Below are 15,708 nucleotides of genomic sequence, written 5' to 3'. Positions count from 1 at the left end.
ATACTCTTTATAAGTTTTTTAGCATTTTTCTTAGGTTTGCAAATATATTATCAATATATATCGCTACTTAGTCATTTTTATAACAATAAAGGGAGTGGAACACCATGCGTGTAAAGGTATTACAACCTATTGTGGCGGAGACAGCTAGTCAAATTGTAAACAAAGCAAGCGAGTTTCCTGAAACCATTCTCATCAAAAAAGATCACTGGGAGATTGACGCAAAAAGTTTATTAGGGTTGCTAGCCATCTCCCTACAACCGAATCAAGAAATTGAATTGGAAGTACATGACAGTAGTCAAACAGAAGGCATTGATGCCTTGCTTTCAACAGGATTTTTTAAAAAGATATAGAATAAGGGGGCGGCTCAAACGGTCTGTTTTGGGCGGGCACTGAGAAAGGTCGATTTTTACCTTTATCAATGTCCTCGAAGCAATGTGCGAAGCCGGTGCAATCTTTATAAAAAGCCTGGTACGAGTGGGTTTCTCATACCAGGCTTGCAACGTGCGAAGCCATTGCTACTTAAATAAGAGCCACTGAAAAAGGTTGGTTTTTACCTTTTTCAGTGGCTTCCTGTTTTGGACCTATTGAGACAACCCTCTTCTTGATTTTTCTTTTAACTAATTTGTTCCTCGTTATTTTCTTCTTTTAACATTTTTTGTTTATTAGGAACGTACCGCAATTCATTCTTCTTCAGTAAAAACTGCATATGGTCAAGTGGCATAGAGCCATGACCTTTTCCATTACCAAGGGTAAACTGCACACTGTTTCCACTTTGACGAATAACCGTTAAAATCTCTGCTGAATTAAAATTCCCTTGAATATTTTGAGAAATTTGATAATCGGAACCTGCTATTATAGTCATTAGTCTCTCCTCTTTCCTTTTAGAGCTTCCTTCTACGACAAGGATGTTTTATACAGTATGACTGTTTATTCCTCCACTCATACCTATACCTATTCACTTCAAACGATTTAAAACCTCACTAACTACTCTTTCTCCTGATTGAACAGCCCCCTCCATATACATCCTCCACTCAAAAGCTGTTTCTGTTCCAGCCCAATGTATTGGCCCAACTGGCTCAATAAGAGATGGCCCAAAGTGACTAATTACTCCTGTTGGAAAGTGAGTCCCGTATCCACCATGGGTCCACATATCAGCTGTCCAATCTTTCTCAAATACCCGAAGAGGTAATTCAGCTTCTTTTCCAAAGAAGCGAATTAACGCCTTTTTTACTAAATCATGTCGCGCTTCAGCCTTCATACTAGCTAAATCTCTAGCTGATTTGCTACCTATTAAAACTGTTAATATTCCTCTTTTTCCATCTTCTGGTGAGCTGTCAATCGTCAAGTTTACTGGAGGTTGATCACTATAAGCCGTTCCATTTAGTCCTAACTCCCTCCAAAAAGGTCGGTCATAAATAAAAATTAACTTTGTGACAGAAGGTAAACCTGCTCGTTCACTTAGTTGCACTCGATCTGATGGCAGAGGTGGGTCAAAGTGAATGTTTGTAATAAAATTAGGTGGAATGGTTATGATTACTTCTGAGGTTGTCCATGACTGATTTCGGGCATAAACAACAGCTTTCTTCTCTTCGTATATAATACGTTGGACAGGGTGATCAAAATAAATAAATTCTGTAAGTGGCTCTATTAATTTATCAATAAGCTTCCCTGCACCATCTTTAAACCAAAAACTCTCTGCTGCTAACAGGTCATCTATTGAACCAGCAGACTTTATGCACCATAAAAAGTCAAGAGCCGAGACTTCATATAATTTTGCACAGAGTAGTTCTTCTATAATTAATCTATAATAAGCCGATGCAGAGTTTGAATGTGAATGAACTTGTATAAATTCCTCTAACGTCATTTTGTCTAACTGCTTAGCGAGCTCTGAAGTCCATGGTTCATTTGCCGGAATTTGTTTACTCAACTTGTCTATTTTCTTTTTTAGAATCATCATATTAAGAGTGGCAAGAGCTGATAGTTTAGGCATATTCCCTTTTGTTTTATTCTTCTTTCCTCTTAAGTGGAAAAGTGTTTTTCCTTTTTGAAAAGTTGGTGTAAGTTGTAGATTATATTCTTCTGCAAGCCTCATCATTCTCTTTTGACCTGGCCCAATCCATTGTGCTCCTAAGTCAATAGGAAGATTCTCATCTGACATTGTACTATAAACCCTACCACCTGCCCTGCTTCGCGCTTCCAAAATAATAAAAGAAACATCTCTTTTCTTTAACTCGTGAGCTGCTGTTAATCCTGCTAATCCAGCACCGACAATCACGACGTTAACTTCATTTAGCCCTTTCATGAGATCTCCCTACTTTCTGTATCGAAAAAAGCTGATCTTTAAAAGGATAGGGCCATTTTCATACTTTTTATTCACTCTGACATGTACTTATTCGAAAATGCAGAAATAGAGCACTGAAAGGTCAACTTTCACCTATTCAGTGCCCTCGAACAGAAATCCCCTTCGATTCTTCATACCCCTATAGGTAAGGGTCAGACCCCTCTTTACTCCTTTACTGCGTTAGTTTACTGAATTGAATCTTCTGCATTAATATAGCCTGCTCCATAAATATTTGGATCTCTGTTTGTCCATAAGTCAGTACCGTTAAGCAACTGTTCTTTTATTTCCGCAGGTGTCAATGTTGGATTAGACTCAAGCATTAGTGCAACAATACCTGCACAAATTGGTGTGGCCATTGATGTTCCTGACAAAACGAAATACTCAGAATTGACTCTGCTCGCTTTCTGTAATTTATCTAAATAAGATCTTGGTGAGCGTAATGAAACAATGCTAACTCCTGGAGCAAGCAAATCTGGTTTTTGAGCTCCATAAATGGTTGGCCCACGACTTGAAAAGCTGGCGACACCATCATCACTTCGATCAATTGTATTTCGATCATCAAGAGCTCCTACCGTGATAACTTGTTGACTTATTCCCGGACTTGCGATAGTTCTTTCTTCAGGGCCTTCATTCCCAGCCGCTACGCAAACGACAATTCCACTTTCCCAAGCGCTCTCAACGATACGAACCATCGGATCTTCACGTTCATTTGCATATCTCTGAGCCGGAGCACCTAATGACATGTTAATGACATGAATGGGCTGCTCAGGATTTCTTTCATTGTAGTCTATACACCACTGTACTCCTTGCATGACCGTTTCCAACGACCCAGAACCTATTTTATTTAATACTTTTACCCCAATTACATTTGCTTCAGGTGCAGGACCCATATAGACACCTGACGAGGCTGCCCCGTCACCAACAGCATCTCCAGCACAATGAGTACCATGTCCGTTGTCATCATACGGCTCGCTTCTTTGATTGATAAAGTCAACAAAATCAATAATCCTTCCCGAAAGGTCATTATGAGGGTAAATACCTGTATCAATGACTGCAACTGTTATTCCTTTTCCTGTCAGTTCTGTTCCATTTCGAATGACATTTCTAGCCTTCGCAGAGATCACTGCTGTATCAAGCAAAGCGCGAACTTCACGATTTAAGGAAATCTTTTTAATCTGAGGACAGTTCATAAGCAACTCTTCTAAAACAGCAGGTGTAAGATCTGCACTACAACAAGAGATAGTCTGAAATTCGTTTCTCATTTTACACCCAAGGCGGCTATTGAATATTTGATTCATATTCAGACAACCTTCTTTATAACAGCCTTCGTCAAATTCAATGATCACCCTAATTCTCCTCGTTCTTTTCAAAACACCTTCAAACATGTTATGCATGAAGCAAGGTGTCCACTTAAAAGGTTTATACAAATTTAAAACCTTATCACGTAATGGCTTATCCAGCTTATGTGAATACTTCCTCACCATTTGTACCATTTGAAAACCAAACAACGTTCTAACCTCCTTAGATTAAGATCATATTAATCTATGAAGGTTTGAAAAGTTTCGACTCGGTACTTGTCTCTCTCAAGTAAAAATATGCTAGTATCTATAAAGAAACTGTTAACAATAAAACAATCTATTTCCCAATCTAAAAGAGGGTGTTCCACTGATCGTTCTAGACCTTTGGAACACCCTAGTTACTATTTGTACTTACACACCCTTATACGCTAAACGATAGACTTCAGCTAATTCACTTACTAGAGGCAGCTTCGGATTCGCCGTTGTACATTGGTCTTCAAATGCACGCTCCGCCAGATAGTCGACTTTGCTTTCAAATTCCTTCTCATTTACTCCATTTTCTTTAATGCTCATAGGAATATCCATTTCTTTTGCTAGCTTAATAATGGCTTGAACGAGACTCTCGACTCCCTCTTCTGTGGTAGCTGCTGGTAAGCCTAGTATTCTAGCAATTTCTGCATAGCGCTTGTCTGCCACAAAGTGTTCGTATTTTGGAAATGCTGCAAATTTCGTTGGCTTTTTCGCGTTATAACGAATGACATGTGGCATTAAGATTGTGTTTGAACGGCCGTGAGCAATATGGAACTCAGCTCCTAATTTATGAGCCAAACTATGATTAATGCCAAGGAATGCATTCGCAAAGGCCATTCCTGCAATGGTTGATGCATTATGCATTTTCTCACGCGCTACCTCTTCACTGCCATTACGATAAGCACGAGGTAAATATTCAAACACTAGCTGAATGGCTTTGATTGCTAAACCATCTGTATAGTCATTCGCCATAATAGACACATAAGCTTCAATCGCATGGGTTAACACATCCATTCCTGTATCTGCCGTTACGTGTTTAGGAACAGTCATAACAAATTGCGGATCGATAATGGCCACATCAGGAGTTAACTCATAATCAGCTAACGGATACTTGATGTTTTGGTTTTTATCAGTAATAACAGAAAATGATGTCACTTCAGAACCTGTACCAGACGTTGTAGGAATCGCAACAAATTGAGCCTGTGTTCCTAATTTTGGATATTTAAATACGCGTTTTCTAATATCAAGAAACTTTTGTTTCAAACCAAGAAAATCTGTATCTGGATGCTCGTAAAATAACCACATTCCTTTTGCAGCATCCATTGCTGATCCTCCACCAAGTGCGATAATGCAATCCGGCTCAAAACTTCTCATCATTGCTGCACCTTTTTCTACCGTTTCGATAGATGGATCAGGCTCCACTTCAGAAAAGATCTCGCAATGGACATAGTCTGGTCTTTGACGTAAATAATGCAACACTTTATCAACGTACCCAAGTTTAACCATACCTGGATCAGTAACAATGAACGCTTTTGTAATATTAGGCATGACCGCTAAATATTGTGTTGAATGTTTCTCAAAATACACTTTCGGTGGAATTTTAAACCATTGCATATTTGCATTCCTCCGAGCTACTTTTTTTACATTTACTAAGTTAACAGTCCCCACATTTGAAGATACAGAGTTCTTCCCATAAGAACCACAACCAAGCGTGAGTGATGGTAAAAAGGCGTTATAGATGTCACCAATCGCACCTTGAGAAGAAGGGGCATTGGCAATAATTCGGCATGCTTTCATTCTCATACCAAATTGTCGGATTACATCTTCGTTGTTTGTATGAATGACAGCAGAGTGTCCTAGACCACCAAATTCAAGCATTTCTTCGGCTCGTTTCAATCCTTCTGCTGTAGAGCGCACACGATAACACGCAAGGACTGGGCTAAGCTTCTCTCTAGATAATGGATACTGTGGTCCAACCCCTTTAAGTTCCGCCAGCAAGATTTTGGTATCCTCTGGGACCGTAACACCAGCTAAATTTGCAATAAATGCAGCTGGCTTTCCTACGATATCTGGATTTACAGCGCATGTTGTTTCATTAATCACCAGCTTCTCTACTTTTGCGCGCTCCTCTTCGTTTAAGAAGTAACATTTATTATTCGTTAACTCCCGTTTTACTTCTTGATAGATGGCATCATCAATAATAACCGCTTGCTCAGATGCACAAATCATCCCATTATCAAATGTTTTTGATAGGATCAAATCATTTACTGCCCGCTTGACATTCGCTGTTTTTTCGATATAACAAGGAACGTTACCTGGGCCAACCCCAAGCGCAGGCTTCCCTGTACTATAAGCTGATTTAACCATTCCAGCGCCTCCTGTGGCTAGTACCAATGCTGTCCCTTCATGGTTCATCAATGCCTTCGTTGCTTCAATGGAAGGTGTTTCAATCCATTGGATACAATGTTCAGGTGCACCAGCTAAAATCGCTGCATCGCGTAATACTCTTGCCGCTTCGCTACTACATTTTTGTGCAGAAGGATGAAAAGCAAAAATAATCGGGTTTCTCGTTTTAATTGCTATGAGTGCTTTAAACATTGTTGTAGATGTTGGATTGGTGACAGGTGTAACGCCGGCTACGACTCCAACTGGTTCAGCAATTTCAATCAAACCATCATGTTCGTTTTCATGAATGATTCCGACCGTTTTGTCATATTTAATGTTATGGTACACATATTCTGTAGAAAACAAATTCTTAATAATCTTATCCTCATATACACCACGATTTGTTTCTTCAAAAGCAAGCTTCGCTAATTCCATATGATGTTCAAGTCCAGCCAAAGCCATTCTTTTAACAACCTCATCAACTTGCTCTTGATTACACGTTAAGAATTCTTTTAATGCTTTTTTTCCATTGCTAACTAACTGATCTACCGCTTTTAATACATCCGTTTTTTCTACCAATTGTTTTTGATCTACAACCATGTTAGAACCCTCCACTTGTGAAACATTTCACATGTTATTTTTAAAAAAATTATGCACAAACTGGATTTCGAGGAATCTTTGTAATAGAAATATCAGCAATCATTCTCGTACCCTTTTTTATAATACATACATAGTTGACTGTCCAAATGTAAGCAGGAATCTCTTCATCATCCTCAAACATCATTGCTTCAAACTCATCATTGACCAACTCCTCAAAGTCAGCCTGAGAATATGTTTCAGTATCAGTCTGGAAATCTTTCCATTCACATAATATCATTTCCTCCTCATCTCCTATCACTTTACAAGTTGTTTCTCTTTCTAAATTGATCATACTCCCAGGCTTATAGATTGAAAGTGATTTTTATCACAAAATTTAAATTTATTCAAAAATAAATTTTTGACTTTTTTATTCTTTATCAATTTAGGCATAAGCCCTGTCAATTAAGGGGGTTCTACATAGGCTGTAAAAGTGTCATCTAGACTAATAAACTACAGAGGAGAGCTGCCGTATGAACCCATATCAATATAACTCTCGATTTGTTCAGCAACCAAACGAGTCATCATCTTATGCCTATTATCAACCTCGTCAACAACCGCTATCTCATTTCAGGCAACCAACACTCGAATCAAGAGTGGCCCAATTAGAAAGCCAAATTCAACAGCAAGTAACAGAATTAACACGCCAAAACGAAGAAATTCAAAGATTAAATGCCGAGATTGGCCGAATAAACGAAGAGATCATTCGTTTAAACCAAAATGATGAGCGTCATTTTGAACGAATGACCCGGTTAAACCAACGTTTACGTACAGTCGAAAACAATCTGAATATCCCATACACTGCAGGAGAAGATGGATTCTAAAAAGAACACAAAGTCAATAAAGAAACAGCAGGAGCTTTTAAAGCCCCTGCTGTTTGGCATTATGAGAGAGATCAGCGGTCACTTACTTTACTGCCAAGCTTTGACTTTTGTTCAAATCCCTAAGCTCCATTAACTCATATTGATGAACTCGAACCTTAAATAAGGTTAACGGATCTTTATAAATTTCCGGATTAGCTCGTAACGAATCTAGCGCATCATTATGCCCTTCAATTTCTGATTGTGCTTCTGCAATTGCTTCGTTTAGTACACTAAACGGACTTCTATAGAACAAGTTCATATCTCGCTCTATTGACTTTCCAAATAAGTCAAACTGGAGCATGTACTGATTCATAATCGTTTCGGTAACCTGCTTATACTCTTCATTTTCAATAAATTTTTTGTACATTTTAAATACTAGTGCTTTATTTGTAGGAAGTACTCCAAAAAATTTCCCTGAACTCTTTAATAGAAGCTGTGAAGGTGTTAATCTCAACAATATATTGACGTTTTCTAAGTGCACACCATTTGTCATTCGGTCAACATCTCTGTACCAATCGTCAAGTACACGGAAATCACATTGCAATTTAAAACGTTCTTTTTCATATAACCGATTAAACCCTTCAGTCATTTCCTTTAAATATGACTGACTTTGAATGAATTCGACATTACAAACTTCTAACCATTCCTGCAAGACATTAGAAAATTTCGGTAAAAATGTTTGTTCTAAATAAGTAGAAATTTGCTCATTCATTTTTCTATTAAGTTCAACATGAATATTTCTAAAATCACTATCTTCCTTAATAAAACTTGAGCACTCACGCAATATTTTCGGGATGTTCACTCTTAAATTCTTTTTCATTTCATCAGTAATGACTACATATGACTCTTTTATTTCTTGTATCTTTTCTTTTTCTATATCTATTAGTTGATTATTGGCACCTGTCAGCTTTAGAACAGCTTCTTCATTCCAAGTAACAGAATTCATTAAGTTCTTTTCCATTTTCACTCGCTTTTCTAGAAGATGACCGATGGTTTCTTGTATTACCTTTAACATTCTTTCATTTCGTTCTTTCTCTATCATTCTATTTTTAAATAGACCACTTATTACTGGATTCAGGCCGTCAAATCGTGATTCAGTTGTGTATATCTGTGCATTTGGAAAGTTCTCGTTAATAGCTGCTTCTGTTTCCTCAACAATTCGTTGAACCTCTTGTTCATTATAAATGACATTCATCTTATTAATAACAAAATGAATAGATAGGCTCGGAAACTCATCCTGGATCTTTGTAAGAACATTATAATCAGATTTTGTTATTCTTGAGTTAGCATCTATGATAAACAATAACACATCAGCCATACCTGCGTAGTTATTTAATTCTTCATTCCGCTCTGTCGATAAAATAGTTAGCTTATTCTTTTCTAAAAATGAAGCTGGCAACACATATTCAAACATTTTATCTTTAAGATCTATGTCGCTCAATTCTTCGTTAACGGGATGAATATGACCTTCTTCATTAATTTCTTGAAGTATCGTTTCACTACCATTTCTAAACATAAACGTTGCAGGTAATTCTTCACTTAAAACTTCATGTCCTAATAAATGATTGATCATTGCTGTTTTACCTTTTGTATCTGACCCTGCTACAACTAAGTAATTTCGATCAAAATCTACCAGTTGTTGAACCTTCCACTCTATGCGATCCCCTATTTCTAAATCATGTTCCTGTGCCCAACGAATGATAGATTCATATAGCTCCAAACTTTGTACAATCGAGTCAGTTGTTGCCGAACGGTCATGACTTAAGATTATTTCTGCTTCATTAACAGTATTTGTATTAAGATTTGATACAAGTTGATTCCACGAAAGAACAGCTCCAGCGGCAGCTACTGCTTGAGATTTTTTCGCAGTATGAATCCAATTGCTTAAAAGGTTAGGGACAATATGTTCAATCTCTTTAATGAAATATTTACCGGCTGTTAGATCAAAATAAGTTTGTTCATATAATTTTGATAAATCAAGCCAAGATACAGTTTTGTCAATATTAAGCTGTAATAAAAGGTCATTAAACTCAGTCAACCACTTGAAATATACTTCTCCTTCACTTCTGTAGCTTTTCCAAAGTACTACAACTATTTGTTCAAATTTCTTAACATCAATTGAATATAACGTTTTTAGAGCCTGCAAAAAATAAGAAGGTTCTATTGTTTTAGTTAATTCTCTATCAATATATTTTTGAACGATTTCAAACCATTCAATAGACTCTGTTCGGATTGCTTCATTAATCGCTAAATCAATTGCACTATCCCAATCTCTATACTCTTCAAAAAATGAACGAGCAATTTCTGTAACATCCAAATAATCTGGATTTAACGACACAACGTTTTTGATTACTTTTGCAGCTTGATCTAATTGTTGTTGATCCATATATAGGGAAAATAGTTGTAATTCTATTTCAGTTCTTAAAATCAAGTTCTCTGTATGTATGGCTAAATACCCTTCTTCAGCTTGTGAGAGTGCCCCTACCTCATAATAACTGTCAGCAATGTTTTTCATTGCCCATGACTTTAAGTCACATTGAACCTTCTCCCACTTAAAAATGGCTGTTTCGTAGTCTTTGTTATGATAATAGACTTCTCCTTGAGCATAGCGAATTGAGGAATTAGTTTCTTCCTCATTCTCTTTTAACATCGCTTCAGCAAGAACGGCGATTGGTTGATTGGTTCTTTCTTCTACAAAATGTTTATAATAATGCTTTTTGATCAGTTCATTCTCTTTTCTCATATGTCGCATCCTTCCCTTGCTGTAGATATGTCTAATCAATACTATGAATTTACTTAAAACAATATTTCAGTTATTATAACAGATTTTTTTTGATTCCTAATGTCCGTTTGATTTCATTTGAACGACAATATTATGTAAAATATCAAACTAAAATCATTATTTTTACATATTTCGTTTTAATAAGCTTAAGAAACAGGAAAAAAACCTGCATCCTCCAAGCGGATACAGGTTTCATTTGTTACGCTGCCTTGCTCTCATCTTCGTCTAACTCAAAATTCGCTTCGGCGCGATTTAATTTAATTTTGTAAGCAAATAAAGCTAGAATAATTATTGTTCCAATCGTTGCAGCAACATAAGATGTTCCCATTGGCAGGCCAAATCCGATTGGTGCACTGAAGATAAATGTTAAAGAAACCATCGTCATAAATGTTGCTGGTATTGTTGCAACCCAATGAAATTTAAATTGAATAGCTAGATACATAGCACCAACAAATAAGGCAATTGCACTTATTGCTGCATTGGTTACACCAAAGTATCTCCATAATAAAGTGAAGTCCATTGTAGTCAGGATGAACGAAATCACGAATAATGGTAACGCAATCCAAAGACGACTAGTAATCTTCAACTGTGGAACTTTAATATAATCAGCAATAATCATTCGAGCCGAACGGAAGGCTGTGTCACCAGATGTGATTGGAAGAACAATGACACCAAGTACAGCTAACGTTCCACCAATTGCTCCTAACAATGTGAAAGCAACTTCACTAACAACAAGTCCAGCACCACCTGAATCAATTAAAGCAGCTAAATCCGTTCCGTAAAATAAACTCATAGCAGCTGCTGCCCAAATCATTGCGATAATCCCCTCTACTATCATCATGCCGTAAAATACTTTACGACCATTCTGTTCATTTTGAAGTGTTCTTGAAATTATCGGTGATTGTGTTGCATGAAATCCTGAAATTGCACCACAAGCAATGGTAATCATAAGAATTGGAAATACGGCTGTTCCAGCTGGATGCATATTCTCAAATGTTAATTCTGGAATTGGTGCACCAGTGAAAATTAACATTCCTCCAATTCCAATCGCACTAATAACTAATAGTGCTCCTAAGATTGGATAAACTTTTCCAATGATTTTATCAACAGGCAGCATCGTTGCTAAAATATAATAAGCGAAAATAACCGCTGTGATTATTCCTAGTGCAACTAACCCATCCATTAAGTTAAACAATAGTCCTGCTGGAGCTGTCACGAAAACGGTTCCAACAAGAAGTAACAAAAGAACAGCAATTGCATTGACAATATGCTTCATTGATTTCCCTAAAAACTTACCAGCTAATTGAGGTAAATGCGCCCCTTTGTTACGAATCGAGATCATACCTGTTAAATAGTCATGAACCGCCCCTGCAAAGATACAACCGACAACAATCCAGATAAAAGCCACCGGTCCGTAAAGCGCTCCCATAATTGGTCCGAAAATTGGTCCTACACCCGCAATATTTAATAGCTGAATTAACGAATTCCGATTTGTTCCCATTGGAATATAATCGACACCGTCTTTCATGCTATAAGCTGGAGTAGGTCTTGATTCCTTAACCCCAAACATTTTTTCAATCAATTTACCATACGTAAAATAAGCTATTATTAATAGTGCAATAGATACTAGAAATGTAATCATTTTATAACACCTCTTTCTTTTGAATACGCTTTCATTTTACCTTCTTACACCCTCTTTGTGTCGAAATTGTGATAACATGTTCAAAATAGTGACTAACATGTTTAAAATAATGTCCCACATGCAATAAAAGTTGTTCCAAATAATAAAAAAAGGCGAATGCACCCCACATTATGCATTCACCTTAATGGATATCACAACTCTAGACGCTCTCTTAGCGCCTTTACATAATTTCGACTGACTGGAATTTCTTCTTTTTGCCCAACGACTTTTAATTGATAGGCACCATTGAACCAGGGGATTAACTCTTCAATTTTGTCTAAATTCACTAAGTAACTTTTGTGAGTTCGAAAAAAGGGGTACCCTTTTAATTTTTCTTCTAAATCTTTAATTGGCGTCCTTGAGCTATATTTTCGTTCATTGGCACAGATCATTGTTTCTCGATCTTCGCGAAACAGATAAGCAATATCTTTAGGAGAAAGATAAACAATTCGCCCTTCATCTTCTACTGCTAATTTGCCTACACCTGCAGTTAGGTCTACTCCTTTCGAGGATTCTGACAGCCGTTCCTTCATTCGCTTTAACACTTCATCTATTTGTTCATCATCAAACGGTTTAACTAAATAGTCTAGTGCCTGAACACGAAACGCTTTTACAGCATAATCAGCATATGCGGTTGCAAAAACAATTAATGGAACGTGTTTCATATTTTGGAGTGCTTTAGCTAAATCTAAGCCAGACATTTGTGGCATTTCTATATCTATAAATACAACATCGGGCTCTTTTCGCATGACCACCTCTAACCCTTTCTCCCCGGAATCAGCTTCGCCAACGATCTCCACTTCCTCATATTGATTTAAGAGAAAGGTTAACTCATCACGGCTATAGGGTTCATCATCAATAATGACAATTTTTAATGTTTTTTTCACTTGCGCACCTCTCTACATTATTTCGGTATTGAGAATGAAACGGTTGTGCCTTCTCCAAGTTCACTATCAATTCGTAGTGTCGACTCAACTCCATACATCATCTCTAGCCTTCTATTAATATTAGCTAACCCTATTCCTGTACCTGTTTTAGACGGCACCTTTTCATTGCCTAGTTCTTGTATTCGCTCTGCCTCTATTCCTGTCCCGTTATCACAAATTGAGATGAACACTACATCTTTCTGCTTCTTTACAATAATAGAAAGAAGACTCCCCTGTTGCAGTTGCTTTAATCCATGCTTAATGGCATTTTCTACAATTGGTTGTAACGTCATTGGCGGTAACCTGCAAGTTAATGCCTCATCATCAATCTCATACTGAACAGACAATTTATCCGAAAATCGAGTTTGCTCAATTTCTAAATAAGCTTTCACATGTTTAATTTCTTCTTCTAAAGAGGTTTCAGTCGCAGTCGTTCCAGCTAAATTTTGTCGAAAAAAGTGTGAAAGTGAAATTAACAGTTTTCTCGCTTTCATAGGATCCGTCCTTACTAAAGCAACAATAGTATTTAAAGCGTTAAATAAAAAATGAGGACTGACCTGGGCCTGTAAAGCTTTAATCTCAGCTTGCTTAGCGAGCTCCAAATGACGATCTACTTCAGAGAGTTCAAGCTGATGACTTAATAATGTTGACAACCCTTTGCTTAATTCAATGGTTGTTGGGGAAGGACCTTTCTCATTCTTAAAGTGAAATTTTAACGTGCCAATCGTTTGTTCCTTGATTTTTAAAGGGGCAATAATTGCAGCTTGTAATAAGCAGTGATTTACACCGCAATCTATTTCCTCCTGTTTGGCAATGACGAGCTTTCCTTCTTTTAAGACTCGCCTTGTTGCAACGGTCTGTACCTTTTGGTTAGGTAGATGATGATCCTCCCCTACACCTGTAAATGCAAGGATTTTTTCATGATTGGTAATAGAAACGGCATCAACTCGGATTTCTTTTAATAAAATTTGACACGTAGGGTAAGCAGATTGTTCCGTTAATCCTTTCCGTAAATACTTCAATGTTAAATCTGCTAATTTTAATGCCTTTTGAGCTTGAATGGAGCCCATTTTCTCTTCTTCTTGGATGACATTACGTATAATTAAAATAAAGATAGCTGTCCCAATCCCATTTGCAACGATCATCGGAACACCGATATCCTGAACTAAAAGCAAAGCACGATCATAAGGGCGTGCAAGTAATAAAATGACTCCCATTTGAACTGCTTCTGCGAGCATTCCTACAATTAATGCTGTTTGTAAGGAGATAATTCGAGTGTTTTTTTTCTTTTTATAAAAATAGCCTGCAATTGCCCCGGCAATAATTGTCGACACTCCACAGGCAAAACCAGTAAAGCCACCTAGTAAATAACGATGAGCTCCTGCTATTACTCCTGCTCCCACTCCTACTTTCCACCCACCTAATAGCCCTGCTACAACAACTCCTATCACACGGGAATTAGCAATCGCTTCACCATCTCCCAAATCGATTACCCAGCGGAAATACGTAGCTTGTTCGGGGTTAATTTTCAGTCCTGTATATGTACCAATAATTCCAAATAAGCCAAAAATAGCAATGACACTTATTCTTGATCTTTTAGATATTTCACGCCTTTCGATTAAGTGACGAACAAACTTAAACCGAGTCATAACAAAAGCCACTGTAACAATGATTCCTAACCGCTCAAGCATGACTAATATTAATTCCCACATCATTATATCTCCTGTGATTATGTCATTAAAACTTTCTCAGTAATAAAAATAACATGAAACGGATTAGAAACAAATTTCTCGTACTTACTTTTCAGTTATCCTAACTTCTATTGACAAGCTACTATTTCAATAAAACCATTCGGTTATAGACAAATACCCTATCACAAATAGTCCAAAGTCCATAGACTATTAGCAGAATGCAAGAAAAGGAGAGGAAAAAAGATGAGCAAAAAAAAATTTGAATTTGAATATGATTTAGGGATTGACCTTGATCAAATTAATTTAGAGCTCGATGAAAAGAAAACAACTGATTTTGATTTTCATAGCAAATTCATGGAGCTATGTTTTGATAAAATACAAAAACGTGGGAATAAAATGAAGAAGAAAAAAGAGGCTGTTGAAGAAGTCGAGGACAACACGGAAGAAGAAATCCCTAGCGAGATTGATAAAGAGCCGAACGAGACGGTACCAAAAGAAAAAGAAGAAGAAGAAATCAAATATGATAAGGAAAAGAAAGACTTAAAAGAAATTAAGGAAGAGAAGAAAGAGAAAGAACACCAAACAGCCGAACCTCCATATGTTCCATGTGTAATTGAAGAAAAGCAGCCAAAGGACGTTAAAGATTTAAATAAGCTAAAGCATTTAAAAAAGCTTGATAACCTTGATGATTTAAAGCATTTAAAGAAACTTAAACATTTAAAGAAAAAAGATCAAACATGTGATAAGGATTGTATCTGTTCTATTCTCTCTAAAATGAATGGAAAAGAGGTTACAATTTGTACAAAGTCTGGAAAAGAAATAAAAGGATTCATAAAAAAATTCAAAAAGAAAAAGAAATGTGTTGTAATATCTGACACCCTAGTATTTGAACACCCAGGTGTCAAAAAAACACTAATCCGTTGTAAGGATATTGAGAGCATATCACATAAATCTTTAGATTAAAAAATAACAGCCATGCATATAGTATAGATTTATGCTAAAAAGGGTCTGACTTTGCTAGTATATAGTCAAAATCAGATCCTATTAGCGATTAAAATAAAGTTAATACTGATTC

Annotated in this window: 12 protein-coding genes; 3 read left to right on the top strand and 9 right to left on the bottom strand. The window is 36.8% G+C overall.

Features of this window, described 5'->3' with window-relative positions:
* Window positions 1–104: 104 nt before the first annotated feature.
* Window positions 105–350, top strand: coding sequence for an HPr family phosphocarrier protein (locus MF646_RS14190; protein ID WP_250097166.1), 246 nt, complete (start codon window positions 105–107; stop codon window positions 348–350).
* 263 nt (window positions 351–613) lie between these two features.
* Here MF646_RS14190 and MF646_RS14185 read toward each other — a convergent pair whose 3' ends face one another.
* The 5 genes from MF646_RS14185 to MF646_RS14165 form a co-directional block, all read right to left on the bottom strand.
* On the bottom strand, window positions 614–862 hold the full coding sequence (locus MF646_RS14185; protein ID WP_250097165.1) for a hypothetical protein: 249 nt from the start codon (window positions 860–862) through the stop codon (window positions 614–616).
* 93 nt (window positions 863–955) lie between these two features.
* Window positions 956–2,302 carry a flavin monoamine oxidase family protein gene (locus tag MF646_RS14180; RefSeq protein WP_250097164.1) on the bottom strand — a complete coding sequence of 449 codons (1,347 nt, stop codon included), beginning with the start codon at window positions 2,300–2,302 and terminating at the stop codon, window positions 956–958.
* Between the two features lie 224 nt (window positions 2,303–2,526).
* Entirely contained in the window at window positions 2,527–3,849 is a 1,323-nt protein-coding gene (locus tag MF646_RS14175; RefSeq protein ID WP_250097163.1) for a S8 family peptidase, read from the bottom strand.
* A gap of 201 nt (window positions 3,850–4,050) precedes the next feature.
* Entirely contained in the window at window positions 4,051–6,654 is a 2,604-nt protein-coding gene (gene adhE / locus MF646_RS14170; protein WP_250097162.1) for a bifunctional acetaldehyde-CoA/alcohol dehydrogenase, read from the bottom strand.
* Window positions 6,655–6,703: 49 nt separating this feature from the next.
* Complete coding sequence (locus tag MF646_RS14165) at window positions 6,704–6,931, bottom strand: hypothetical protein (protein WP_250097234.1); 228 nt, start codon at window positions 6,929–6,931, stop codon at window positions 6,704–6,706.
* Window positions 6,932–7,163: 232 nt separating this feature from the next.
* Here MF646_RS14165 and MF646_RS14160 point away from each other — a divergent pair, with 232 nt between their 5' ends.
* Window positions 7,164–7,514: a hypothetical protein gene (locus MF646_RS14160; protein ID WP_250097161.1), complete on the top strand. Its 351-nt coding sequence runs from the start codon at window positions 7,164–7,166 to the stop codon at window positions 7,512–7,514.
* Between the two features lie 82 nt (window positions 7,515–7,596).
* Here MF646_RS14160 and MF646_RS14155 read toward each other — a convergent pair whose 3' ends face one another.
* From MF646_RS14155 to MF646_RS14140, 4 genes are all read right to left on the bottom strand, one after another.
* Window positions 7,597–10,296 (bottom strand): P-loop NTPase family protein, encoded by a 2,700-nt coding sequence (locus MF646_RS14155; RefSeq protein WP_250097160.1) that lies wholly within the window; start codon window positions 10,294–10,296, stop codon window positions 7,597–7,599.
* 238 nt (window positions 10,297–10,534) lie between these two features.
* Entirely contained in the window at window positions 10,535–11,977 is a 1,443-nt protein-coding gene (locus tag MF646_RS14150) for a carbon starvation CstA family protein (RefSeq protein ID WP_250097159.1), read from the bottom strand.
* Window positions 11,978–12,168: 191 nt separating this feature from the next.
* Window positions 12,169–12,903 (bottom strand): LytR/AlgR family response regulator transcription factor, encoded by a 735-nt coding sequence (locus tag MF646_RS14145; RefSeq protein WP_250097158.1) that lies wholly within the window; start codon window positions 12,901–12,903, stop codon window positions 12,169–12,171.
* 17 nt (window positions 12,904–12,920) lie between these two features.
* Entirely contained in the window at window positions 12,921–14,654 is a 1,734-nt protein-coding gene (locus MF646_RS14140) for a sensor histidine kinase (protein ID WP_250097157.1), read from the bottom strand.
* A gap of 222 nt (window positions 14,655–14,876) precedes the next feature.
* Between MF646_RS14140 and MF646_RS14135 the strand changes: the two genes are divergently transcribed.
* The gene (locus MF646_RS14135) at window positions 14,877–15,596 is read left to right on the top strand and encodes a hypothetical protein (protein ID WP_250097156.1); all 720 of its coding nucleotides are present in this window, start codon (window positions 14,877–14,879) and stop codon (window positions 15,594–15,596) included.
* The last annotated feature ends 112 nt before the right edge of the window (window positions 15,597–15,708 follow it).

Source organism: Halalkalibacter alkaliphilus, assembly GCF_023555415.1.
Taxonomy (GTDB): domain Bacteria; phylum Bacillota; class Bacilli; order Bacillales; family Bacillaceae_D; genus Halalkalibacter; species Halalkalibacter alkaliphilus.
Note: the sequence above shows the minus strand (reverse complement) of the source record. Positions and strands in the feature narration are given on the sequence as shown.

Bases quoted from the DNA above. Each gene is read 5' to 3' on its own strand.
- MF646_RS14190 (WP_250097166.1), top strand. From the start codon at position 105: ATGCGTGTAAAGGTATTACAACCTATTGTGGCGGAGACAGCTAGTCAA.
- MF646_RS14185 (WP_250097165.1), bottom strand. From the start codon at position 862: ATGACTATAATAGCAGGTTCCGATTATCAAATTTCTCAAAATATTCAA.
- MF646_RS14180 (WP_250097164.1), bottom strand. From the start codon at position 2,302: ATGAAAGGGCTAAATGAAGTTAACGTCGTGATTGTCGGTGCTGGATTA.
- adhE (WP_250097162.1), bottom strand. From the start codon at position 6,654: ATGGTTGTAGATCAAAAACAATTGGTAGAAAAAACGGATGTATTAAAA.
- MF646_RS14165 (WP_250097234.1), bottom strand. From the start codon at position 6,931: ATGATATTATGTGAATGGAAAGATTTCCAGACTGATACTGAAACATAT.
- MF646_RS14160 (WP_250097161.1), top strand. From the start codon at position 7,164: ATGAACCCATATCAATATAACTCTCGATTTGTTCAGCAACCAAACGAG.
- MF646_RS14155 (WP_250097160.1), bottom strand. From the start codon at position 10,296: ATGAGAAAAGAGAATGAACTGATCAAAAAGCATTATTATAAACATTTT.
- MF646_RS14150 (WP_250097159.1), bottom strand. From the start codon at position 11,977: ATGATTACATTTCTAGTATCTATTGCACTATTAATAATAGCTTATTTT.
- MF646_RS14140 (WP_250097157.1), bottom strand. From the start codon at position 14,654: ATGTGGGAATTAATATTAGTCATGCTTGAGCGGTTAGGAATCATTGTT.
- MF646_RS14135 (WP_250097156.1), top strand. From the start codon at position 14,877: ATGAGCAAAAAAAAATTTGAATTTGAATATGATTTAGGGATTGACCTT.